This window comes from Nocardia fodinahabitans, from assembly GCF_052983615.1.
Map to the genome: position 1 here is coordinate 685782 of NZ_JBRJJC010000001.1, position 22305 is coordinate 708086.

A 22305-nucleotide genomic window follows, 5' to 3' on the forward strand; every position below is an offset into this window, starting at 1 on the left:
CGCCGGGCCGGTAACGGCGACGCGGACCAGCGGCATGGAGGGGCGAGCAGTTGAGGCAGATCCTGTTGTCGGCGGGGATCGCCCTGTTCGTCACCATCACCCTCACCCCGGTGCTGATCCGGGTGTTCGCGCGCCGCGGCTTCGGCCAGGAGATCCGGATCGACGGACCCGCCAGCCACCAGACCAAACGCGGCACCCCCACCATGGGCGGGCTGGCGATCGGCGCGGGCGTGTGGGCCGGATTCCTCGGCTCGCACCTGATCGGCCTGCTGTGGGACGCGCCCGGACCCAGCGCCTCCGGCGTGCTCGTGCTGCTGCTGGCCTCGGCCCTGGGCATGGTCGGATTCCTCGACGACTCGATCAAACTGCGCAAACACCGCAACCTCGGCCTGACCGCGGCGGGCAAGTACCTCGGGCAGATCGGGGCCGCGGTCGTCTTCGCGGTGCTGGCGCTGCGCTTCCCCGGCGCGACCGGACTCACCCCGGCGGGCAACAACCTCTCCTACGTCCGCGACATCAACACCATCGCCTTCGGATCGCTGATCTTCATCGCGTTCATCTGCCTGCTGGTGGTGGCCTGGTCGAACGCCGTCAACATCACCGACGGACTCGACGGTCTCGCGGCCGGGTCGATGAGTCTCACGCTGGGCGCCTACGTGGTGATCACGCTCTGGCAGTTCGAGAACTCGTGCGAGCTCAGCCCCGGCCGGGGCTGCTACAACGTGCGCGACCCCCTCGATCTCGCCGTTGTCAGTGCTGCCGCCGCGGGGGCGTGCATCGGGTTCCTGTGGTGGAACGCGGCGCCGGCCAAGATCTTCATGGGCGACACCGGCTCGCTCGGCCTCGGCGGTCTGGTGGCCGGCCTGTCGATCACCAGCCGCACCGAGCTGCTCGCGGTGGTGCTCGGCGCGCTGTTCGTCGCGGAGATCCTGTCGGTGCTGCTGCAGATCGTCGTCTTCCGCACCACACACACCCGACTGTTCCGGATGGCGCCGTTCCATCACCACTTCGAACTGAACAACTGGCCCGAAACCGCGGTGATCATCCGGTTCTGGGTGCTGGCCGGCATCGCGTCGGCGATCGGGCTGTGCCTGTTCTACGGCGAGTACATCACCGCGCTGTAGCCGGGAACTGTCGGTCTCCCCCGCTACGCTGACCCGACACAGAGCGAGCGGGAGGTGGCCCAGTGAGTGCCGGGAGCGGGCGGGAACTCGATCACGACATCGCCACCGATGTCTCCTTCGAGCTCGAGGAACTCGACGAGCTGGTCGCCGAACTGCTCACCGAGCATGCCGAACGCGCGGCCAGGGACGCGCGGATCGTCGCGCTGCGCCTCGGCATCGGCGGGCAGCGCCCGGAAACGCTCACCCGCATCGGCGCCCGCTACGACCTGGCGCGTGACCGGGTCCGCCAGCTCTACGCCAAGGCGATCGGGCAGCTCGTGCGCGAAGCCGCCCGCTCCGGGCACCGCAGCGCCGCGGTGTTCGGGCACCGCTACCCGCGCGACGCCGGCGATCTGCGGCTGGTGCGGGAGCTGCTCGCCGAGACCTACGCCACCGACACCGATCTGGTGGCGATGGAATGGTCGTATCTGAAGCTGCGCCTGGCCGGGCACGACCAGGCCGACGCCAAGCGCGTCGCCGGGTATGTGATGCAGCGAATCCTGGGCTGGCAGAAGAAGACCGCCAGCATCCTGGCCAAACTGCACCCCCTCGACGAGACCGACGAGCTGGAGCCGCTGCTCGACGACGTCGAGTGGGCCACCGGCACCCCCGCTCCCCTGCCGACCGCCTCGGCCCGTGTCGCCGACGGCGACGACGACGGCCGGGGTCGCTTCTACCTCGCCACCGTCGGCCGCGATGTCGCCTACGACTCCGCACTGGCGGCCCGGCTGCTGCGCACGCTCGACGCCAGCCCCGCGGTGACGGCGTTCCAGGAGGAACCGACCGCGCTCACCTACGCCTTCGGCGGCGAGGACCACGTGCACTATCCGACCGTGGCCGCGCAGCTCACCGAGGGCCGGACGGTGCTCGTCGATGTCGTCCCGCTGGGCCGGATCGCCTTCCACCACACCAGGATCCAGAGCGAGCTCGCGCGCGCCTACGCCCACGACCACGGCTGGGGCTGGCTGGCCTGGACCGGCAGCGCGCTGGACCCGGCCCGGCTGCGAGCCCGCGACACCGACCCGGCGATCGAGGAACGCATTGCCGCCGATCTGGACAAAGGCCCCTACGATGGCCGCGCGCTGGCGAGCGTGCGCGCCGAGACGGGCCTCGACTTGCTCGACCTGGCCGGTCTGGTGCTGCGCAACGAGTGGCAGTGGGACCGGACCCCCATGCGGCTCAGCGCGTCACCAGCGCGCCGGCCATCACGGTGATCACCAGCAGCATCGCGCAGCAGGTGAGCCACTGCCACTGATTGATCGTGCGGTCCATCCGCCCGATCGTCGCCCGCAGGCCCGCCGCGATCCGCTGCTGGGCGACCAGTTCGCTGCGCACCCCGGCCAGGGTGATCGCCTCGGCATCGGCGTTCACGCCCGCGCGGTCGATCCGGTGGTGCAGGCGGGTGACCAGCTTCTGCTTGTCGCGCACGGTCTGTCGCGACACCGCCAGCTCGACCCGCTGGTCGCGCAGCTCCCTGCGCTGATGCTCGATCATGGCGGCCTGCGCCGCGGTATGCCGTTCCCAGGTGCCCACCTCGGCCCACCCTCCTGTCGTCGAATCCGCGTGACCCCAATGGATATCGCCGGTCACCCAGCCCTCGAGGAAGTCACGCAGTTCCCAGCCCGGCCGCACCGGACCGGCGAAACCCGTCGCACCCGCGGCGAGCATGCCCTGATCGATGCGGTAGTCGGCGGCCGCGGGCGCGAAATCGGCGATACCGACCGCGGGGACCAGTGGCACCCAGTACCCCTGCGGGCAGACCCACAGGACGTCATCGATGCCGGCCGCCTGCAGTCGTCTGCGGTGCGCGCGGGCCGCGGTGATGTCGAGGGGGCCGCTGCGCACTTCGACGACACAGCGCCGGTCGCCGCGACGCCAGTAGATGTCGACGGGGATGTCGTCGACCCGGGCGTCGACCTCGGCCTCGTCGGCGCCCGCCGCCGTCAGCCTGCCGCAGATCCAATGTTCGAGACGCTGGGTATTCCATTGGGTCGCCACGCATTCGGGGCAACCACAGCCGTATCCGGTGCGTTCCGGTGCCGCCCGCCTGCTGCCCTCGGAGATGCCGAGTTCGTCGAGCAGCGCCCGTCGTCCGCACACCACCTGGGTGTCGCTTCGCCGCTTCGTCCTCACACCACACTCCCTCACCGGGGACCCTGACGTGTGCCCGCGCCCACGCCCTGTTCTCCAGGTTCCCGCAGCCACCGAGAGGCCGCCAGCCCCCTTGACCCGCGCTCGGGTGCGTCACCGACCGGTGATCGATATCACAAACGCGACTCCACTTGACTATCAAGCTATTTCATTGTGCCGACGTCGCAGAACGTCGCCGAGATCTTGATCATTTCGATACACAGACCGGGCCTGTTGCCCGTCCATTTCGTCCGGATTACGAAACGCTTCGGCGCGTCGCGGATCCGGTCACCGGGACATCGCGACGACACGGCAGCAGCCCCCGGTGGATATGATCGCTGCGGCCGGGGCGGGCACGCTCGCCGAGCACGGGAAGTAGGGTGTGCATGAACCACGCTGAGCACGACGAATCCATCGGGTCGATGCTGGCGAGTATCGCCGCGGCGCTGCGTGAGGTCAGTGACAAGCTCGATGTCGTCGCCGCCCGGGTCCGGCAGGAAGTGCCCGCCTTCCCCGCCGACGAGGATCTGCCCGACCAGACCAGGATCCGCAGGCTCGAGACCTGGGCATTCCATGCGTCACAGGACATTTCCCGGCTCAGTGCCCGGCTCGACGCCCTCGACGGTGGCGATCCCGAACCGGCGCCGCGCGCCCGGGGCACCCGTAGCCGCCGGGAAGTGCGGGAGGCCGCCGAAGCCGCCGAGCGCGCGGCCGCCGATCCGGCTGCGGGAGAAGAGCTCTCGGCCCCGGCAGGCAACCGGCCTCCGCTGGAACGCAGGCATTCCCGGACCGACCATCTCGGCGACCCGACCTGGCCACTCACCGTCGCCCCGGTCCCCCGCCCCTCGGCGACCTTCGAACCGGCGAGCGAGCCGGCCGCGGAGGCCGCGCCGATCGCCGACACGGCGCGGGCCGTGCGATCGGGTCGCGCGGGGCGGTCGGCCGAAGGTTATGCGGCAGGCGGTGTCGCGTCGCCGACCGGATCGGCTGTGGGCACGGTGCCGGAGGACACTGCCGAGTCGGATGATGCGGGTCCGGTGAACGGCACGCAACGAGCACTGCCGCTGAACGGCACGGATCGCGTGCCGCCGGTGAACGGCCGGGCACAGCTGAACGGCGCGTCCCGGGTCAACGGTGCGAAGCCACTCAACGGTGTCCGGGCAGTCGACGAGACGGGAGCGCTGCGCGAGCTTCGGACTCGAGGAGACGTGGCCGTCGACGACCCGATCGCTGTTCCTCGGACGGACGCCAACAGTTCTTCTCGCGCCTTGCCGGCAGGAGCCGATGCGAGCGTCGACAGATCGGGCGTCGTCGACCCGACCGCATCGGCCGACGATGCCGCGGTGCCGGTGTCCGCGCGTGGCGACGGGCGGCTCGCCATGCCGCAGCGGGGCAATGGGACCGCCGGTGCGGCTATCCGGAACGGGCGGACCGACGATGTCGCCGCGCCGGAGGGTCAAGCTCATGCCGATGTGGGGCTCGCGGTGTCCGGGCAGGGCAGCGGCATCGCCGGGGCGTCCCCCGTCCGTCGGCAGGCCGACGACGGGGAGGCGCGTCCGGACCATCCCGCCAGCGCGCCGCAAGGCGATGGCCTCGGCGCTGCGGCCGGCACACGTCAGCACGCTGACCCGCTCGCCACCGCACAGCGACAGACTCGAGGTGCGGCCACAACGCACCAGCGGGCTGACGGAGCCGCAGCCGCGGTGAGCCCTGATCGGCAGACAGGACACGTCGCCTCGGCAGCGACGACTGGCCGGCAGGACGACGAAGCCGGGGCGGCCACTACGCAGCGGGAAGCCAACGAGGCGACCGGGCGACAGCGGGCCGACCGTCTGGCCACAGCAGGTGCCGAACAGCAGACCGACGATGTCGTCCCCACGGACAGCGCGCGGGAGTGGGCCGATCGGCTCGCCGCGGCGGCGGCCGAACAGCCGACCGGTGATGTCGTTCCCACCGCGACCGCGCGGGAGTGGGCCGATCGCCTCGCGGCAGCAGCCGCACAGCAGGTTGACGATGTCGTTCCCACCGCTACCGCCCGCGAATGGGCCGATCGCCTCGCGGCAGCGGCCGAGCGGGACGGTGCTCTCACCGCGTCTGCCGGGCGGAGCGATGGTGCCGGGGCGGCCACCGCGACCGGTGGTGTCGCCGCGCAGTTGGGTTCGGTGAACGGCCGGGCGCTGGAGCTGTCGGACGACAGTGTGATCGAGGCCGTGGAATGGCAAGTGACGCAGCGGTTACCGCACAACGGTGCGAGCCGGGGCGGGGAGGCCGGTGGTTCGGGGCGTGACTCCGAGGTCGTCGGGCGGACGGCGTCGATATCGGCGCTCGGGCGCAATGGGACGTCGCCGGGCTCCGGGCTGTCGGGGTCGAACGTCGCCGGGGCCGGGGCCGGGGCCGGGGATGAGCTCACCCTGCCGGGTAGTGCGGAGGCGGGCGTCGCCGCACGTGGCGGTGACGGGGTGATCAACGGTGTCGTCGCGCCGCAGGCGAATGCCGGTGCCGTCGATACGATGTCGGATCCGCCGACCGAGACCGGGGTGCGACCGCCCACCGAGGCGGCTGTGGAGCGGGCCAGGCCGGTCGGCAAACCCGCCGGAGGCACGACCGGGCCGGTCGTCGGTGCCGGATCGGCGCCGGGATCATCGGAGGCATTGTCCGGCAGTCGGATCGGCGAACCCGAGCGAGTCGTGAGCGATCCCCGGTCAGCCGGTCTCACCGCCGGCGATCGCGGCGAGACCACGAACGGCTACCAGGCGAACGGGTTCGATCCACGATCCGCCGGGACACCCGGGTCCGCCAATTCCGGGTCCACCACCAGCGGTATCCACTGGACCTTCACCGACGAAGACCTGACCACACCGTCCAGCCCGAGCGTGAACGGCCACACCCGCAACGGTTTCACGGGCGACGCCCAGCGTGCCGGGTCGATCTTCGACGATGTGGCCCCGCGCGAGCGCCTCACCACCTCAGGTGACACCCTGCCGTCCGCACCGCCCGCGCGGCTGTCTGCGCCGAAGGAGGCCACCCCCGTCGCACACACCTCCGGTGGTGCACCAGAGGGCTTCGACGCGCCGTCGACCGACCACGGAAATGTGGGCCTCGAGCCTGCCGGTGGCTACGGGAGCGAGCCGACGCGGACCGGCGGGTTCGCCGCCGACGCGAGTGGACCGGATGCGCCGGCGACCAGCCCGCTCGATCGGGTCGTGTCCGATCCGGTTCCGCCGACCGCCACCGACGCGGCGGGGATCACCGTGACGGGGACGTTCCGCGCCTTCGATATCGAGCGCGCGCAGGTCGACAAGCTGCAGGCGATGCTGGACGAGTTGAAGCGGTCGGCCGGGCTGCCGCCGGGGCCGCGCGACGTCTTCGGGCCGCCGACAACGGAACCCGGCTGAGCACCGACGCCGGCAACAGCCTTGGCGATGGTCTCCGTGGTCTTTGGGCACGATCCGGGCTACCGACACCGCAACCCGGTCAAGCGGGCGCAGGAAGCCGGTCAGGCGGGCGCGGCGACCAGGTCGGGGTGGGGGGCGTCGCGCAGGACGGTGCCGATGAGGTCGCGGAGGGCGCGGTGGCCCGGGTCGGCGGTGTTGCGCGGATGCCAGGCCATCGCGACGACGGGGGCGGGCAGGGGCAGCGGGATCTCGAACGTCGTCAGGCCGAGCGCGGTGGCGGCGGGGCGGGACAGCAGTTCCGGTGCGGGGCAGACCAGTTCGGTGGTGGCGACGGTGAACAGCGCCGTGGACAGGTCGGGCACCGTGGCGACCACGCGCCGGGTGCGGCCGTGCAGCGCCAGCCGATCGTCGATGGGGCTGTGGGTGCGGCCGGTGGCCGAGACCTCCAGGTGTTGGGCCGAGGCGTAGGCGGCCACGGTCGGGCGGTCGGCGCCGAACGGGTGCCCCGCGGCGGCCAGGCCGACCCAGCGGTCGGCGAACAGGCGGGTGACCACCGTCTCCGGATCGGTCTGACCGATCATGCCGACCTCCACGTCGACCCGGCCGTCGCGCAGGGCGACCGCCGCGTCCGCGGCATCGGCGGCCAGCACGCGCACCGTGGCGCCGGGCAGCTCGGTGCGGACCGCGGCCAGCAGCGGACCGGCCAAGCGCGGGGCCACCGAATCGGCCACCCGGACAACGAAATCGCGATGGCGGCCCGCACCGTGCCCGTCGCGGGCGGTGAGCAGCAACCGCGCCTGATCGACCAGTCCGGCGACGTCGTGGCGCAGCTCCAGCGCCCGCGGTGTCGGCACCAGCTGCCGGCCGGACCGCACCAGCAGCGGGTCGCCGAGTACGGCGCGCAGCCGGGTCAGGGTGCGGCTCATCGCCGAGGTCGACGTGTGCAGACGCCGGGCCGCCTCGGTCACGCTGTTGGTCTCGAGCAGCGCGTCCAGGGCGAGCAACAGGTTCAGATCCAGCGCATCCACGCGAGGATTATCACCAACGCAATGATCACCGCCAAGTGTTGCGGCGACGGCGATCCGGCGTGTCGGGCTACCGCTCGGCAACCGGTGCGGGCGTGGGCGTCGCGGGAACGGTCGCGGGGTGTTCGCGCAGCACCCGCCGGTAGGTGGCGGGCCGCACCGGGCGCACCCACTGGGCCAGCCTGCTGGTCAGCGGCAGCGGGGTGCGCAGATCGTCGAGCATCTCGTCGATATTGGCCAGCGAGAACGGGACCACCGACGCGCCCTGGGCGTGGTAGCCCTCGGTGCGTTCCCGCGACCAGTGCAGCCGCTCGTCGATCTCGGAGTTCATCTGCTCGGGCATCGGCGGCACGAACTTCCCGGTGAGCAGGCCGGCGATCCAGTGCGCGCCGACTTCCGCGCTGAGCGCGCTCACGTTGGAGTTGTTGTAGCCCGCGAACGTCAGGTTGGGCACCTCGACCGGCAGGATATTGCGGAAGAGCCGGAAATCGCCGACCTCGTCGGTCAGGCTGCGCCGCACGAACGGCGTCAGGAACGGCACCTCCTGCTGGTACCCGGTGGCGCAGACGACGATCTCGGCCAGCTTCAGGGTGCCGTCGGACAGGCGCACCGCGGGCCCGTGCTGCCCGCCGATCAGCTCGGTGACCTCGGTCTCGCGGTGGACGGTGATCCGGCCGGCCTCGACCTGCTCGGCGAAGCCCTCGGTCGCCAGACTCGCGGTGCTGGTGGTCATCTCCTCGATGCCGCCCGTCGGCACCAGATCGAGCTCGCGCAGCCGGAGCTTGCGCGTCACCCGCTCCTGCAGCAGGTCCAGGTTCGCCTGGCGCAGGCTCAGCGCGTCGAGCCAGCGCTCGATGCGGCGCGGCTCCCGCGACCGGAAGTGCGCCTCGCCCAGCCGGGTCAGCAGCAGCCGCTCGTAGTCGAGGCCGGCATCGAGCTTGCGCGGCATCTTCCAGGTGAGCCTGCGGGCGACGACGCTGGTCTCGTCGGCCAGATGGCTGACGGCCTCGGCGACATCGCAGGCCGACTTGCCGTAGCCGATCACGACCACCGAGCGATCCCGGGCCTGCTCGACGTCGTGGAAGTCCGACACGTGGACCAGCCGGCCACCCGCGGCCGCGAACGCCGCCGCGCCGGGTAGCGCGGGCATGACCGGATCGCTGAACACGCCGTTGGCGACGATCAGGTGATCGCAGGTCGTGCGGTGCACGCCGTCGCGGTCGCGGACCTCGAGCAGCCAGCCGCTGTCGACCGGGTCGGCGGCGACGACCTCGGTGCCCAGCCGCAGGTGCTCGGCCAGGCCGAACTCGTGCACGTACCCGGCCAGGTAGGCCTGGACCTGCTGGCCGTCGGGCCAGCGCGGGAAGTCCTCGGGCATCGGGTAGTCGCTGAAGTGGTACCGGAACTTGCTGTTCTGCGCGCGCAGCCCCGGATAGCGCCGGGTGGCGCTCCACACACCTCCGACATCAGGGGCCCGGTCGAACACCTCGACCGGGAAACCCGCCCGACTCAACACTTTCGCGCAGGCCAAACCCGCAACTCCCGCACCGACGATCCCGATGCGGCTACCGCTCGTCATGGCGAGGAGAGTACTCGGCACCGGCGCGACGGTGCCACCGCCGCCGGGCCGACCCGTGCTGTACTGGAACTATGACCAACAGTTCCGTCGTCGTCGATCGGGCCGGCCTCTGGGATGCCGAGGAGCTCAGCGATGTCGCCGCGGCGACCTTCCCGCTGGCGTGCCCGCCGGAGGCCACGCAGGGCGACATCGAGATATTCCTCGAGCAGATGCTCTCGGGCGAACGGTTCGGCGAGTACCTGTCCGATCCGGAGCGGACGGTTCTCAAGGCCGTCGAGGGCGACGAGATCGTCGGCTACGCCATGCTCGTCGCGGGCAGGCCGACCGATCCGGAGGTGGATACCCAGGTCAGCCCGGGCGCGGTGGTCGAGCTGAGCAAGATGTACGTGCTGCCGGGACACCACGGCAGCGGCGTCGCCGCCGCGCTGATGACCGCCGCGGTGGCCACCGCCCGCGAATCGGGCGCGACGGTGCTGTGGCTGGGGGTGAACCAGGCCAACGAACGCGCCCAGAGGTTCTACGCCAAGCACGGTTTCACGCAGGTGGGGACCAAGACCTTCCCGGTCGGCAACCAGGTGCACTCCGACTTCGTGTACGAACGGACGCTGTGAACCTCAGCCGAGCAGCGCGGCCCGCAGCGCGGTGACCTCGGCATCGGACAGGCCGAGGCCGTCGCGGACGTAGCCGTCGAAGCTGCCGTAGCTCTGGCTCGCCTGGTCGAAGGCGGCGTCGAGCCAGCTCTGCTGCACGCCGTTGAGCGGATCGGTGGGCGCGGCGTTGCGGTAAGTATTGGATGCCAGGTAGTCCGCGGTGACGGTGTCCCGGTCGACGCCGAGCAGCGTCAGCAGGACCGCCGAGGCCCAGCCGGTGCGGTCCTTGCCCGCGCTGCAGTGGAAGAGCACGCCCGCGCCGTCGGCGGCGATGATGTCGCGCAGGACCGCCGCGAACGCCTCGTTGGCGCCGGGCGCGGTGATGAAGGCCCGGTAGAGGCCCTCGCCGCCGAACAGCGCGCCCGCCATGATCATCGGCGGCGCCTGGCCGAGCACGTCGTAGGAGTTCCCGGTGGCGCCGGCGGGGAGCTTGTCGGCGCCGAGCGCGCGTTCGTAGCCGGTGCGCAGGTCGTCGACCACGCCGACGCCGAGCGCGCTCAGCCGGGCCAGGTCCTCGGGGGTGGCCTTGTCCAGCGCGCCGGTGCGGAACACCAGACCGGTACGCACCCAGTGCCCGTCGGTGGTGCGGTAACCGCCCGCGTCCCTGGCGTTCTGCACGCCGGTCAGCCCGAGCAGCCGATCGGCGGTCCCGGTCTCGCTGGTGGGCGCGGGGGCGGCGACGGTCCGGCCGACGACGGGACCGAGCAGCACCGCCGCTGCGGTCGCGGCGGCCAGACTCGCGCGCACAGCACGGCTACGGGTCACGACAGGGCTCCTTCGACGACGCCGGGTCACGGTTCAGCACGAACGTACCCGGCGCCGGCCGGTCAGGCGGCGGCGACCTCGAAGCGCGACAGCGCCAGCAGCCGCGAGATCGCGCGCAGGTACTTCTTGCGGTAGCCGCCGTCGAGCATCTCCTGGGAGAAGATCTCGTCGAGCTTGGCGCCGGAGACGGTCACCGGGATGCTGGCGTCGTAGAGGCGGTCGGCCAGCACGACGATGCGCAGCGCGACGGCCTGGTCGGTGACCGGGTGCACGCCGGAGATGAACACCGAGGACACCCCGTGGATCAGGGCGCCGTACTTCGACGGATGCAGCGTGCTCAGGTGCTTCAGCAGCGCGTCGTAGTCGTCGAGGGTGGATCCCGGTGTGGTGGCGGCCCGTTCGGCCAGGATGTCCGCGGAGGTCGGCTCGGGCGCGGGCGGCAGGTCGCGGTGGCGGTAGTCGGGGCCGTCGACGCGCACCGGCTCGAAGATGGAGCCGAGCTTCTTGATCTCGCGCAGGAAGTCCTGGGCGGCGAAACGGCCCTCACCGAGCTGACTGGGCAGCGTGTTGGAGGTGGCCGCGATCGACACGCCCGCGGCGGAGAGCTCGGTGAGCAGGCGCGAGACCATCGTGGTGTCGCCCGGATCGTCGAGCTCGAACTCGTCGATGCACAGCAGGCTGTTGCCGGACAGCCGCTCGACGGCGTTGACGAAGCCCAGCGCGCCGACCAGGTTGGTCAGCTCGCCGAAGGTGCCGAACGACTTGGGCGCGGGCGCGCTGTGGAAGATCGAGGCGAGCAGGTGGGTCTTGCCGACGCCGAACCCGCCGTCGAGGTACAGGCCCGCGCCGGAGACTGCCTTCTTCTTGCCGAACAGGCTCTTCTTGGACGCGGCCCGGTGGATCTTGGCGACCTGACCGGCGAATTCCTCGGCCTTGCCGACCGCGGCGGCCTGGCTCGGTTCCTGGGGATCGGGAATGTAGGAGGCGAAGCTGACCTCGTCGAACATGGGCGGGGGCACCATCTGCGCGACGAGCTGGTCGGCCGGGACCTCCGGATGGCGATCGACGAGGCGTTCTTGCATGAACGAATCGTACGGACGTGGTTGCATCGGTTCCTATGCAGCGTATCCACAATGTGACCCAGCTCGCAGATCTCGACGACGACGCACTGGCCAGGTGCTATGCCTACCCGCGGCACCTGGAACGCCCCTGGGTGCGCGCCAACTTCGTGAACAGTATCGACGGGGCGTTCACCGTCGACGGGGTGTCGGCGGGGTTGGGTACCGACGCCGACCACCGGGTGTTCGGGCTGCTGCGGGAACTGGCGGAGGTGATCGTCGTCGGCGCGGGCACGGTGCGCGCGGAGGACTACGGCGGCGCACACCCCGATCCGGACCGGCGCCGGGCGCATTTCCAGCACGGGATCGGCGGGTCGGCCGACGGCACGCCGCCGCCGATCGCCGTCGTCACCGCGACCGCGCGCCTCGATCCGGCCGCGAAGTTCTTCACCGACGCCGAGACCCCGCCGCTGATCATCACCACCGCCCACGCGGCGAAGGACCAGGTCGACGCCCTGGAACGGGCGGGCGCGGAGGTGGTCGTGGCCGGGGAGGCCGCGATCATGCCGACCGCGCTGCTGCGGGTGCTCGCCGAGCGTGGCCTGCAGCGGGTGCTGTGCGAGGGCGGGCCGCACCTGTTCGGCCAGCTGGCCGAGGCAAACCTGGTCGACGAGCTGTGCCTGAGCACCGTGCCGGTGCTGGTGGGCGGGGCGGGCGGGCGAATCTCGCTGTCGGCGAGCGGTTTCGACATCCCGATGCACCGCAGGCAGCTGGTGCTCGCCGAGGACGGCACCGTGCTGGCCCGCTGGGCCCGTCGATGAAACCTGGCGCCGAACCTGGCAGTGTGTAGCCCATGCGCTGGACTCGGGCCGCGGCGACGGCCGCGACACTGTCGATCATGCTCGCGGGCTGTGGGGCCGGACCGTCGGATCGGCCCGTCGTCGCGGTCGAGCGGCCGGGAGTCGGTGGCGCGCAGACCGAGGCACCCCCCGTGCACGAACCGGCCAAGGCCGAGACTCCCAAGACCGACCTGGCCTGGAAGGACTGCACCGCCGCGACGCTGGGCTCGCTCGACTTCGGTCCGGCCCCGGCCGGGCTGGTGCTCGAATGCGCCGACTTCTCCACCCCGATCGACACCGCGGGCACCGTGCTCGGCACGTTCCGGGCGGGCGCGCTGCGTGCCCGGCTGCCGCAGACGCCCGTCGACGCCGCGCCGCTGGTGCTCACCTCCGGCGCCGATCGATCCTCGGCCTCGACGCTGGCCGGGCTGGCCGTCGGGCCCAACAGCGCGCTGCTGGCCGCGCAGCCGATCGTCGCCGTAGATCGGCGCGGGATCGGCGCGTCCCAGCCCATCGACTGCATCCCGGCCCAGTTGCGCGCGGTGATGACCGATCTCGGCCAGTTCGGTATCGGCAGCGACGACCAGGTCGGTGCCGTGGCCGGGTACAGCCAGGACGCGACCATCGCCTGCCGCGACTTCCTGCAGCCCTACGAGGGCACCTTCGACGCGCCGCACGCGGCCGACGACATCGAACAGCTGCGCAAGCAGTGGCAGGTCGACAAGATCAACCTGCTCGGCACGGGCAACGGCGGCAAGGTCGCGCTCAGCTACGCCCGCCGCTACGGCGATCACCTGGCCCGCCTGGTCCTGGACGCCCCCGAACCGGTCGGCGCCGACCTGACGACCATGACCGAAGCCGCCGTGACCGGCGCCGAGGCCGCCGTGACCGCGTTCGCACAGCGCTGCAGGGCCGCCGACTGCGCGCTGGGCCCCGACCCGCGGGCCACCATCGTCGGGCTGGTGGCCAAGGCGAACACCGGTGCCCTCGGCGACATCTCGGCCGCAGACCTCTCGACCGCGCTCACCGGGTTCCTGTCCAGCCCGCGGGGCGACCAGGCGAGCCGGGTTACCGCGCTGGCCGACATCCTCGCCGCCGCCGACCGCGGCGACCGCGCCCCGCTGGCCGCGCTGGTGGCCCGCGAATCCGCGGCGATCAACTCCGACGGCGAGTTCGTCAACCGGTGCACCGACAGCCAGCAGCCCCCGACCCCGGACAAGGCCCGCGAGCTCGCCGGAACCTGGGCCGGCAAATATCCGGTTTTCGGTCGCACCGCCGCGATCGGGCTGATGGTCTGCTCGGCCTGGCCGGTCTCGACCGCGCCGCCGCTGCCGACGAAGCTCGACCTGCCGGTGCTGGTGTTCGCCGGTGCCGCCGACCCGGTCGTCGGCGGGGCCGCGGCCTCGGTCACCGGCGCGCTCGGGGCGGCGGGCGCCAGGCACGCCACGATGACCTGGCAGGGCTGGGGACACCCGGTGATCGCCCACTCCGGCTGCGCGCAGAAGGCGGTCGCCGACTACCTCGCGGCGGCGAAATTGCCCGCCGACGGCGGTGCCTGCCCGGCCTGATCCAGGTCGCACGACCATATGATTCCGGCGCGTCGGACGGGTCCGGCGACACCATCGCAACCCGATCCGGTGTACCGTGCCCCAGTGTTGTTCCGACAGCTCGAGCCCCGCACCGCTCGCACCTCCGCCGAGGTGATCAAGTTCGCACTCTGGCCCTTCGCGGTCATGACCGTGCTGAACCGTGTCTTCATCAAGGCGGTCAACGGATTCGTCACCGACGACTACCGGCCCGTGTACAACGCCTCGTTCGAGTTCCTGAACGGTAGGCCCTTGTACACCGCCGATTTCTCCTCGGTCGACCCGCACTATCTCTACTATCCGAGCGGCACGCTGCTGATCGCGCCGGTGGCGATCATCGAATACGAACTGTCCCGCTGGCTGTTCATCGGGCTCAACGCGGTGGCGATTCTGCTCGCCTGGTACCTGCTGCTCCGGCTGTTCAAGTTCGGGCTCGGGTCGATCGCCGCGCCGGCGCTGCTGCTCGCGATGTTCGCCTCCGAGACGGTGACCAACACGCTGGTCTTCACCAACGTCAACGGCTGCCTGCTGCTGGCCGAGCTGGTGTTCATCCACCTGCTGTTGGCCCGTCGGGATCTGTGGGCCGGTGTCGCACTCGGGTTGAGCATCTCGGTGAAGCCCACGCTGGCGCCGCTGCTGCTCGTCGCGGCCGTGCGCGGCCAGTGGAAGGTCTTCATCACCGCGCTCGGCGTGCCGGTGGCGCTCACCGCGATCGCCTGGCCGCTGTCGGCGGACCCCGAGAAGTTCTTCACCCGGGTGGTGCCGTACCTGGCGCAGACGCGCGACTACTTCAACAGTTCGATCGGTGGGAACGGGCTCTACTACGGGCTGCCGCACTGGCTGATCCTGCTGGTACAGGCCGTGATGGCCGGTGTGGTCGCGGTGACGCTGTGGCTGCTGTGGCGCTACTACCGCGACGACGAGCTGTTCTTCGTCACCACGTTCTCCGGTGTGCTGCTCACCGCGTCGTTCCTGCTGCTCTCGCTGGGCCAGATGTACTACTCGATGATGCTGTTCCCGTTCCTGATGTCGGTGGTGCTGCGCAATTCCGTGCTGCGCAACTGGCCCGCCTGGCTGGCGATCTTCGGGTTCATGACCTACGACAAGTGGCTCTCGGACCGCTGGCAGTCCACCGGGCGCACGCTCGAGTACCTGCGGGTGACTTTCGGCTGGGGTCTGCTGCTCGTCGTCGTGTTCTGCGTGCTCGGTGACCGCTATCTGGCCGCCCGCCGCGAGGGCAGGCTGCGGTTCGGCATCGACCCCGCGTGGATGGCGAGCGCGCCCGATTCGCGCGACGGCACCGAGGACGGCAAGCCCGCACCCGCGGCGGTCTCCCCCACTCCCGATCGCGACGATCCGGTCACGCCGGAAGAGCCGGTCGACGACCGCGAACCCGCGCTGAAATAGTGCACGGCCGGTGCTGTGACGCGACGATCGCGGCACGCACCGGCCGCAACCATTAGCGTGGAGTGATGAGTTCCGATACTTCGTTGCCCACGCCGCGCATCCAGCTGACGCCGCAGCAGTGGCGGGCGAAACTGGATCCGCAGGAGTACGCCGTGCTCCGGGAGGCCGCCACCGAGCGCCCGTTCGTCGGCGAGTACACCGATACCAAGACCGAGGGCGTCTACACCTGCCGTGCCTGCGACGCCGAATTGTTCCGCAGCACCGAGAAATTCGACTCGCACTGCGGCTGGCCGTCGTTCTTCGATCCGGCCGATTCCGACGCGGTGATCCTGCGCGCCGACGACACGCTCGGCATGCGCCGGGTGGAGGTACTGTGCGCCAACTGTCACAGCCACCTCGGCCACGTCTTCGAGGGCGAGGGCTACCCGACCCCGACCGACCAGCGCTACTGCATCAACTCGATCGCCCTGCGACTGACACCGGCCCAGCCACAAGAATCTGCCTGAGCACACTCCAGGCCCCGCACGACCCGACCTCGAGGAGGGTCCCGCCGACGAAGTCGGCGGTTCGCGCCCGTCCCGCCGATCAGGTGCCGTTGCGTCCGCGACGAAGGAGCAAGCAACGGCACCTGATCGGCGGGACCACCAGGGGCGCGAACTCGAGCGCGCCAGCGCTCCAAAATTACGGCAGTGCGGTGACCAGTTGCTCGACCGCGACCCGCGGGCCGGTGAAGAACGGGATCTCCTCGCGCACGTGCAGGCGTGCCTCGGTGGCGCGCAGGTCACGCATGAGGTCGACGATGCGGTGCAGTTCGGGGGCCTCGAAGGCGAGAATCCATTCGTAGTCGCCCAAGGCCATCGAGCTGACGGTGTTGGCCCGCACGTCCGGGTAGCCGCGCGCGGCCTTGCCGTGGTCGGCGAGCATCTTGCGCCGCTCCTCGTCGGGCAGCAGGTACCACTCGTAGGACCGCACGAACGGATACACGCAGATGTAGTTGCCCGGGTCCTCGCCGGCCAGGAACGCCGGGATGTGGCTCTTGTTGAATTCGGCCGGGCGGTGCACCGCCACATTGCTCCACACCGGGGCGCTGGCCCGGCCCAGTTCGGTGGTGCGACGGAAGTCGGCGTAGGCGGCCTGCAGGTCCTCCACGCGCTCGGCGTGGGTCCACAGCATGAAGTCGGCGTCGGCGCGCAGGCCGGCCACGTCGTAGATGCCACGCAGCACGACGCCCTTGTCGGCCAGGCCGTCGAAGAACGCCTGCGCCTCCTTGATCGCCGCGGCCCGGTCCTCGCCGAGCACGCCCGGCTGCACCTGGAACACCGAGAACATCAGGTAGCGAATGGTGGAGTTGAGGGCCTGATAGTCGAGTCGCGCCATGGATCCATGGTGCCACTGCGGTGATTTCGCCCGCCGGGTGGGCGGGGGTACGGGATCCGCCGGTTTCCGTGGCGGACCCGGCGTCCGGTCCGGTCCCGTCAGTCGGTCGTCGGCCGGACAGCCCGCCACGGCGAGGGTTTCGTCGCTGCCGAAGACGGAGGTGACGGTGGTCGCCGCGCCCTCGTGGAGTTCGACCGGGCCGAGGTCGGGGTCGAGGATGAGGGTGCGGGTGGGCTGGTCGCCGGTGCTGGTCACAGCGGGCGATCATGCAGCATCGCTATCGAACCCGGTCGGGGACACGCCGGGTGGGCGCGACGAGACGTGTCCAGCCCCGTGGATTCGCCCGGTTGCCGATGGCCGCGGACGCGCGGGCCAGCTGCGACGCGTCGGGCGCACCCGCGTGCTCGACATCGCGTGCCAGGTGGCGTGCCCGCCGGACCTCGCCGCTTTCCCGGCCGGCATTGGCGGCCCGGACCCGCCCCGCCGCCGAGGAGGCGGCCATCGGCTCACCAGCCATCAGTCGGCGCGGCGACCGCCGACAGTCACCGGCGCAGCAGCCGTCGACAGGGCCGCGGTCGGCGTCGATGTCATTCGACGCGCGAGGTCAGCGCGCCGGCGATGCGGTCGGCCGCGGCGGTGCCGGAGGCGATGCAGGCGGGGACGCCGACGCCGTGCAGGTAGGCGCCCGCCACCGCGAGGCCGTCCAGTTCGGCGACGGCCGCTTCCAGGGTGGCGATGCGCGTGGTATGGCCGGGGGCGTACTGGGGCAGGCCGCCGGGCCAGCGCTGGACGACGGACTGGAGGGGAGCGATCTCGGCGCCGGTCACCGTGGTCAGGTCGGCCACGGCGGCCGCGATGAGGTCGTCGTCGGACCAGGACAGCGGGGCTTCGTCGCCGAAGCGGCCGAAGGAGGCGCGGACCAGGGCGACCTCGCGCGCGCCCAGATGCGGCCACTTGCGGCTGGACAGCGTGAAAGCCTTGGCACGCAAGGGTTCTCCGGTGGCGACGAGGATGCCCGAGTTGTCCGGGAGGCCGGTGGTGCGGGGCAGCGCCATGGCGACCAGCGCCGAGGAGGACAGCTCGATGCCGGCGGCGGCGTCGGCGGCGATCGGTGACACGTAGTGGAGCAGGCGGGCGGTGACGGGCGCCGGGGTTGCCAGGACGACGGCGTCGACCAGGCCGATCGGGTCGACCACCCAGCCCCGGGGTGCGGCAGCCACGCGGGTCGCCGCGAGGGTGGTGACCAGGCGCGCGGCCGCCGCCGTGGTCAGTGCGGCCAGCAGGGCGCCGTAGCCGTCGCGCAGGCCGCCGAAGACCGGCGCGGTGCTCGGCGGCGGCAGGGCGTCGCGGACCGCGTCGGTGAGGCTGCGGGCGCCACGGTCCAGCGCGGCGGCGAGGGTGGGCAGCGCGGCCCGGACGCCGATCGAGGCGCTGGTGCCCGCGTAGACACCGCCCAGCAGCGGATCGACGCTGCGCTCGACCACCTGCTGTCCGAAGCGATCGGCGACCAGACTGTGCACGTCGACATCGGCGCCCGGTGTCCAGTCGAAGGCGCGCTGCGGCTCGGCCGCCACCTGCGCCAGTGTCGCGTCGTCGACGAGCCCGCGCAGGGATTCGGCGTCGGACGGGATCCCCATCAGCGTGCGCCCGGGCAGTGGGTGCGCCGACCCCTGCGCCCACACCAGCGGCCGCTTGCCCGCCGGGCGGACGAGCTGATCGTCGATGCCGAGCTCGGCCATCAGCTCGATCACCTCGGGCCTGCGCCCGACGAACGCCTCGGCGCCGAGATCCAGTGGCTCCCCGGCCAATTCACCGGTGTGCAGCACCCCGCCGACGCGCGCGCGCTGTTCGAGCACCACGATGTCGGCCTGGGCACCGAGCCGCTGTCGCAGTCGATACGCCGCGACGAGTCCACTGATGCCGCCACCGATGATCGCGATCCGCATGCCTCGACCGTAGTCGTGCGGGGACGACCGCCGGAACCCTCACCCTCGGCGCTGTCACCGGGATCACGTCACAGCGCACGCGGCCCCGGACCGGCCAGAGCGGTCCCTGGGCCGCGGCCACGGAATCCAGGCCGACACCACCGACCGGGGCGCAGGGGCGCGACGGGGAACTACAGCGAGTGCACCAGGTCGACCAGCGCGGTCAGCACGCCTGGATCGGTCTCGGGCTGCACGCCGTGGCCAAGATTGAAGATGTGGCCGGTCGCGCCGAGGGTGATGGCGTCGTCGGCCTCGCGCAGGATGCGGCGGGTCTCGGCCTCGACCGCGTCGAACCCGGCGAACAGGATCGCCGGATCCAGGTTGCCCTGCAAGCCTTTTCCGGCGCCGACGCGGCGCACAGCCTCGGTGAGCGGCACCCGCCAGTCGACGCCGACCACGTCCGCGCCCGCCTCGCCCATCGCGCCGAGCAGCTCGCCGGTCCCGACGCCGAAGTGGATACGCGGCACGCCCGCGGCGGCGACCTCGGCGAATACCCGCTCCGAATGCGGCAGCACGTACTCGCGGTAGTCGGCCAGCGACAGCGCGCCCGCCCAGGAGTCGAACAGCTGCACCGCGTCGACACCGGCGGCCAGCTGGGCTTGCAGGAACGCGATGGTGATGTCGGTGAGCGCGCCGAGCAGGGCGTGCCAGGTCTTCGGGTCGGCGTGCATCATCGCCTTGGTGCGCTCGTGCTGCTTGCTGGGCCCGCCCTCGACCAGGTAGGACGCCAGGGTGAACGGCGCGCCGGCGAACCCGATGAGCGGGGTGTCGCCGAGCGCGTCGGTGAGCAGACGCACGCCCTCGGCGACGGCGCCGACTTCCTCGGGCCGCAGCCGCGGCAGGGCCCGCACGTCGGCCTCGGTCCGCACCGGCGAGGCGACGACGGGGCCGACGCCCGGCACGATGTCGAGGTCGATGCCCGCGGCCTTGAGCGGAACGACGATGTCGGAGAACAGAATTGCCGCGTCGACGCCGTGGCGGCGGATCGGCTGCATGGTGATCTCGCACACCAGCTCCGGATCGAAGCAGGACTCGAGCATGCCGATGCCCTTGCGCAGTTCCCGGTACTCGGGCAGCGAGCGGCCCGCCTGGCGCATGAACCACACGGGGCGCCTGCTGGGCGTCGCGCCGGTGGCGGCGGCCAGGAAGGGGGCATCGATCAACCGGCGGCGGGTGTAAGTGCTCATCGGTGTTCATCCTAGGCGGCGGGCCGGACCGCGCTGTCAGCACTCGCCCCGCCGGACACCCGAGCGGTACGCGCGCGGAAATCGGACGAACGGTCCACCGGTGCCGCCGCGGCGGGCCTCGTCGCACATCGCGCACCACACCGGGCCCGAGAATGCGCGCTGCGCAACGCAGCCCGGACCCGGCGGCGTGTGGCGGCGCGCCTCCGACGGCGCCGGGCACGCACGGTCTACCGTTTCTCCTCGTGACACCGCTCGACATCCGCGACGGCGCCGCACCGACCGGGGGAACGCCCCGCGAGCCTGCTTCTTTCCGGGCGGCGGTCGATGCGATGGGCACCGCAACCGTGCACCCCCGAATCGAGCTGGCGCCTATCCGTCCCCCGCAACGGTTGGCGCCGTTCTCCTATGCGCTCGGAGCGGAGGTCACCCACCCCGACAGCGCCATCGTGCCGATCGATTCCGAGGGGGACGCGTTCGGCAGGCTGATCCTGCTGCACGACCCTGAGGGCGACGAGGCCTGGCACGGCGTGTTCCGGCTGGTCGCCTACATCCAGGCCGACATCGACGCCGCGCTCGCCGCCGACCCATTGCTGCCCGAGGTGGCGTGGAGCTGGCTGGTCGACTCCCTGGAGTCGCGCGGCGAGCCGTTCACCGCCCTGGGCGGCACGGTCACGGCCACCAGTTCGGTCCGCTACGGCGATATCGCGGGCCCGCCCCGGGCCCACCAGCTGGAGCTGCGCGCCTCCTGGACGGCGATGAACACCGAGATGCGCCGGCACGTCGAGGCGTTCTGCGAGGTACTGGCCTTCGCCGCCGGGCTGCCACCCGCCGGGATCACCCATTTGCGACCGGAGTCCTATACCCGCACCGATCGCCCCTGAACGCCACGTAGAGTTCACGTTTATGCCGGTCGCCGAGGATCCAACCGCAGCAGAGCCCCTGCTCGCCCCCGCCGAGGGGGTTCCGCCCGTGCTGGCGACCGCCGACGAGGTCGCCGCGGCCGCCAGGAAGCTCGCCGCGGGCACCGGTCCGCTGGCCGTCGACGCCGAGCGTGCGTCCGGTTTCCGCTACTCGGCGCGGGCGTATCTGATCCAGCTGCGCCGCGCCGACGCCGGTTCCTTCCTGATCGACCCGATCCCGGTGACCGACGCGCTGACCCCGCTGGCCGAGGCGATCAACCCGCTGGAGTGGGTGCTGCACTCGGCGGACCAGGATCTGCCCGGCCTGGCCGAACTCGGGCTGCGCCCGGCCCGGCTCTTCGACACCGAGCTCGGTGGCCGCATCGCCGGCTACGAGCGCGTCGGCCTGGCCGCGATGGTGGAGAACCTGCTCGGCCGCTCGTTGCGCAAGGGGCACGGCGCCGCCGACTGGTCGACCCGGCCGCTGCCCGACGAATGGCTCAACTACGCCGCCCTGGACGTGGAACTGCTGCTGGAACTGCGCGACACCGTCGCCGCCGATCTCACCGAGCAGGGCAAGATCGAGTGGGCCGCCGAGGAATTCGAGCACGTCCGCGCCATGGAACCGCCTGCGCCGAAGGCCGATCGCTGGCGGCGCACCTCCGGCATCCACACGCTGCGCCGACCGCGTCAGCTGGCGATCGTGCGGGAGCTGTGGACCACCCGCGACGAACTGGCTCGCGCCCGCGATGTCGCGCCCGCCCGCATCCTGCCCGATTCGGCCATCGTGGCCGCGGCCACCGGCGAACCGCGCAGCATCGCCCAGCTGCGCACCCTGCCGGTCTTCGGCGGGCCGCGCCAGCGCCGCTACTCCCGCGACTGGCTGGCCGCTGTCGAACGCGGCCGCACCCTGCCGGACAAGGAACTCCCGCCGCTGACGCTGCCCTTCGACGGTCCGCCCCCGGTCAACCGCTGGGAACGCCGCGACCCCGCCGCCGCGGCGCGCCTGTCCACCGCGCGCAGCGCGATGGGTGAGCTGTCCACCGAGTACGCCATCCCCGTCGAGAACCTGCTCTCCCCCGACCTGGTCCGCCGGCTGTGCTGGGACGGGCTGCCCGACTACAAGAACGTCGGCGAACCCGACGAGCTCTCGGCCACGATCGAGGAGTTCCTCCGGGCCGGTGGCGCCCGTCGGTGGCAGCGCGCGCTGGGTGTGCCCGCCCTGACCAAGGCGCTGACCCCCGAATAGACCTTCGGCCC

The 22305-nt window shown here is 71.7% G+C and carries 19 protein-coding genes; 10 read left to right on the top strand and 9 right to left on the bottom strand.

Annotated features, from left to right (window positions below; genetic code table 11):
* The first annotated feature begins 50 nt into the window (after nucleotides 1–50).
* On the top strand, nucleotides 51–1124 hold the full coding sequence (gene mraY, locus NV348_RS03240) for a phospho-N-acetylmuramoyl-pentapeptide-transferase (protein WP_447145624.1): 1074 nt from the start codon (nucleotides 51–53) through the stop codon (nucleotides 1122–1124).
* A 62-nt stretch (nucleotides 1125–1186) separates the two neighbouring features.
* Nucleotides 1187–2377, top strand: a complete 1191-nt coding sequence (locus NV348_RS03245; RefSeq protein WP_447145625.1) for a hypothetical protein — start codon at nucleotides 1187–1189, stop codon at nucleotides 2375–2377.
* On the opposite strand, the gene NV348_RS03250 is transcribed toward NV348_RS03245, so the two are convergent.
* Nucleotides 2343–3296, bottom strand: a complete 954-nt coding sequence (locus NV348_RS03250; RefSeq protein WP_447145626.1) for a hypothetical protein — start codon at nucleotides 3294–3296, stop codon at nucleotides 2343–2345. The genes NV348_RS03245 and NV348_RS03250 overlap by 35 nt on opposite strands.
* A gap of 383 nt (nucleotides 3297–3679) precedes the next feature.
* Here NV348_RS03250 and NV348_RS03255 point away from each other — a divergent pair, with 383 nt between their 5' ends.
* Complete coding sequence (locus NV348_RS03255; RefSeq protein ID WP_447145627.1) at nucleotides 3680–6688, top strand: TrbL/VirB6 family protein; 3009 nt, start codon at nucleotides 3680–3682, stop codon at nucleotides 6686–6688.
* Between the two features lie 101 nt (nucleotides 6689–6789).
* Here the strand turns inward: NV348_RS03255 and NV348_RS03260 are convergent, their stop codons facing one another.
* Together NV348_RS03260 and NV348_RS03265 are read right to left on the bottom strand one after the other, a co-directional pair.
* The gene (locus tag NV348_RS03260) at nucleotides 6790–7716 is read right to left on the bottom strand and encodes a LysR family transcriptional regulator (RefSeq protein WP_447145628.1); all 927 of its coding nucleotides are present in this window, start codon (nucleotides 7714–7716) and stop codon (nucleotides 6790–6792) included.
* Between the two features lie 67 nt (nucleotides 7717–7783).
* Nucleotides 7784–9292 (bottom strand): flavin-containing monooxygenase, encoded by a 1509-nt coding sequence (locus tag NV348_RS03265; protein ID WP_447145629.1) that lies wholly within the window; start codon nucleotides 9290–9292, stop codon nucleotides 7784–7786.
* 71 nt (nucleotides 9293–9363) lie between these two features.
* On the opposite strand from NV348_RS03265, the gene NV348_RS03270 reads away from it, so the two are divergent.
* Entirely contained in the window at nucleotides 9364–9903 is a 540-nt protein-coding gene (locus tag NV348_RS03270) for a GNAT family N-acetyltransferase (protein WP_447145630.1), read from the top strand.
* 3 nt (nucleotides 9904–9906) lie between these two features.
* Here the strand turns inward: NV348_RS03270 and NV348_RS03275 are convergent, their stop codons facing one another.
* Both NV348_RS03275 and zapE read right to left on the bottom strand, forming a co-directional pair.
* On the bottom strand, nucleotides 9907–10707 hold the full coding sequence (locus NV348_RS03275; protein ID WP_447145631.1) for a tyrosine-protein phosphatase: 801 nt from the start codon (nucleotides 10705–10707) through the stop codon (nucleotides 9907–9909).
* A 62-nt stretch (nucleotides 10708–10769) separates the two neighbouring features.
* On the bottom strand, nucleotides 10770–11789 hold the full coding sequence (zapE, locus tag NV348_RS03280) for a cell division protein ZapE (RefSeq protein WP_447145632.1): 1020 nt from the start codon (nucleotides 11787–11789) through the stop codon (nucleotides 10770–10772).
* Nucleotides 11790–11824: 35 nt separating this feature from the next.
* Between zapE and NV348_RS03285 the strand changes: the two genes are divergently transcribed.
* From NV348_RS03285 to msrB, 4 genes are all read left to right on the top strand, one after another.
* The gene (locus NV348_RS03285) at nucleotides 11825–12586 is read left to right on the top strand and encodes a pyrimidine reductase family protein (protein WP_447145633.1); all 762 of its coding nucleotides are present in this window, start codon (nucleotides 11825–11827) and stop codon (nucleotides 12584–12586) included.
* Between the two features lie 32 nt (nucleotides 12587–12618).
* Nucleotides 12619–14172 (top strand): alpha/beta hydrolase, encoded by a 1554-nt coding sequence (locus NV348_RS03290; protein ID WP_447145634.1) that lies wholly within the window; start codon nucleotides 12619–12621, stop codon nucleotides 14170–14172.
* A gap of 18 nt (nucleotides 14173–14190) precedes the next feature.
* Nucleotides 14191–15597: a glycosyltransferase family 87 protein gene (locus tag NV348_RS03295; RefSeq protein WP_447145635.1), complete on the top strand. Its 1407-nt coding sequence runs from the start codon at nucleotides 14191–14193 to the stop codon at nucleotides 15595–15597.
* A 65-nt stretch (nucleotides 15598–15662) separates the two neighbouring features.
* Nucleotides 15663–16103, top strand: coding sequence for a peptide-methionine (R)-S-oxide reductase MsrB (gene msrB / locus NV348_RS03300; RefSeq protein ID WP_447145636.1), 441 nt, complete (start codon nucleotides 15663–15665; stop codon nucleotides 16101–16103).
* 175 nt (nucleotides 16104–16278) lie between these two features.
* On the opposite strand, the gene hemQ is transcribed toward msrB, so the two are convergent.
* The 4 genes from hemQ to hemE all read right to left on the bottom strand — a co-directional run bounded on the left by hemQ (nucleotide 16279) and on the right by hemE (nucleotide 20146).
* On the bottom strand, nucleotides 16279–16974 hold the full coding sequence (gene hemQ, locus NV348_RS03305) for a hydrogen peroxide-dependent heme synthase (protein ID WP_447150918.1): 696 nt from the start codon (nucleotides 16972–16974) through the stop codon (nucleotides 16279–16281).
* A 277-nt stretch (nucleotides 16975–17251) separates the two neighbouring features.
* Nucleotides 17252–17476: a hypothetical protein gene (locus NV348_RS03310; RefSeq protein ID WP_447145637.1), complete on the bottom strand. Its 225-nt coding sequence runs from the start codon at nucleotides 17474–17476 to the stop codon at nucleotides 17252–17254.
* A gap of 85 nt (nucleotides 17477–17561) precedes the next feature.
* Nucleotides 17562–18920 carry a protoporphyrinogen oxidase gene (locus tag NV348_RS03315; protein WP_447145638.1) on the bottom strand — a complete coding sequence of 453 codons (1359 nt, stop codon included), beginning with the start codon at nucleotides 18918–18920 and terminating at the stop codon, nucleotides 17562–17564.
* A 170-nt stretch (nucleotides 18921–19090) separates the two neighbouring features.
* Nucleotides 19091–20146 (bottom strand): uroporphyrinogen decarboxylase, encoded by a 1056-nt coding sequence (hemE, locus tag NV348_RS03320; RefSeq protein ID WP_447145639.1) that lies wholly within the window; start codon nucleotides 20144–20146, stop codon nucleotides 19091–19093.
* A 329-nt stretch (nucleotides 20147–20475) separates the two neighbouring features.
* On the opposite strand from hemE, the gene NV348_RS03325 reads away from it, so the two are divergent.
* On the top strand, nucleotides 20476–21027 hold the full coding sequence (locus tag NV348_RS03325; protein ID WP_374104913.1) for a DUF3000 domain-containing protein: 552 nt from the start codon (nucleotides 20476–20478) through the stop codon (nucleotides 21025–21027).
* A gap of 22 nt (nucleotides 21028–21049) precedes the next feature.
* Nucleotides 21050–22294, top strand: coding sequence for an HRDC domain-containing protein (locus NV348_RS03330; protein ID WP_447145640.1), 1245 nt, complete (start codon nucleotides 21050–21052; stop codon nucleotides 22292–22294).
* Nucleotides 22295–22305 lie beyond the last annotated feature (11 nt).

What these genes read in the sequence shown, in the direction of transcription:
- NV348_RS03255 (WP_447145627.1), top strand. Translation starts at nt 3,680, where the DNA reads ATGAACCACGCTGAGCACGACGAATCCATCGGGTCGATGCTGGCGAGT.
- NV348_RS03265 (WP_447145629.1), bottom strand. Translation starts at nt 9,292, where the DNA reads ATGACGAGCGGTAGCCGCATCGGGATCGTCGGTGCGGGAGTTGCGGGT.
- NV348_RS03270 (WP_447145630.1), top strand. Translation starts at nt 9,364, where the DNA reads ATGACCAACAGTTCCGTCGTCGTCGATCGGGCCGGCCTCTGGGATGCC.
- zapE (WP_447145632.1), bottom strand. Translation starts at nt 11,789, where the DNA reads ATGCAAGAACGCCTCGTCGATCGCCATCCGGAGGTCCCGGCCGACCAG.
- NV348_RS03285 (WP_447145633.1), top strand. Translation starts at nt 11,825, where the DNA reads ATGCAGCGTATCCACAATGTGACCCAGCTCGCAGATCTCGACGACGAC.
- NV348_RS03290 (WP_447145634.1), top strand. Translation starts at nt 12,619, where the DNA reads ATGCGCTGGACTCGGGCCGCGGCGACGGCCGCGACACTGTCGATCATG.
- NV348_RS03295 (WP_447145635.1), top strand. Translation starts at nt 14,191, where the DNA reads ATGATTCCGGCGCGTCGGACGGGTCCGGCGACACCATCGCAACCCGAT.
- msrB (WP_447145636.1), top strand. Translation starts at nt 15,663, where the DNA reads ATGAGTTCCGATACTTCGTTGCCCACGCCGCGCATCCAGCTGACGCCG.
- hemQ (WP_447150918.1), bottom strand. Translation starts at nt 16,974, where the DNA reads ATGGCGCGACTCGACTATCAGGCCCTCAACTCCACCATTCGCTACCTG.
- NV348_RS03310 (WP_447145637.1), bottom strand. Translation starts at nt 17,476, where the DNA reads ATGGCCGCCTCCTCGGCGGCGGGGCGGGTCCGGGCCGCCAATGCCGGC.
- NV348_RS03315 (WP_447145638.1), bottom strand. Translation starts at nt 18,920, where the DNA reads ATGCGGATCGCGATCATCGGTGGCGGCATCAGTGGACTCGTCGCGGCG.
- hemE (WP_447145639.1), bottom strand. Translation starts at nt 20,146, where the DNA reads ATGAGCACTTACACCCGCCGCCGGTTGATCGATGCCCCCTTCCTGGCC.
- NV348_RS03325 (WP_374104913.1), top strand. Translation starts at nt 20,476, where the DNA reads ATGGGCACCGCAACCGTGCACCCCCGAATCGAGCTGGCGCCTATCCGT.
- NV348_RS03330 (WP_447145640.1), top strand. Translation starts at nt 21,050, where the DNA reads ATGCCGGTCGCCGAGGATCCAACCGCAGCAGAGCCCCTGCTCGCCCCC.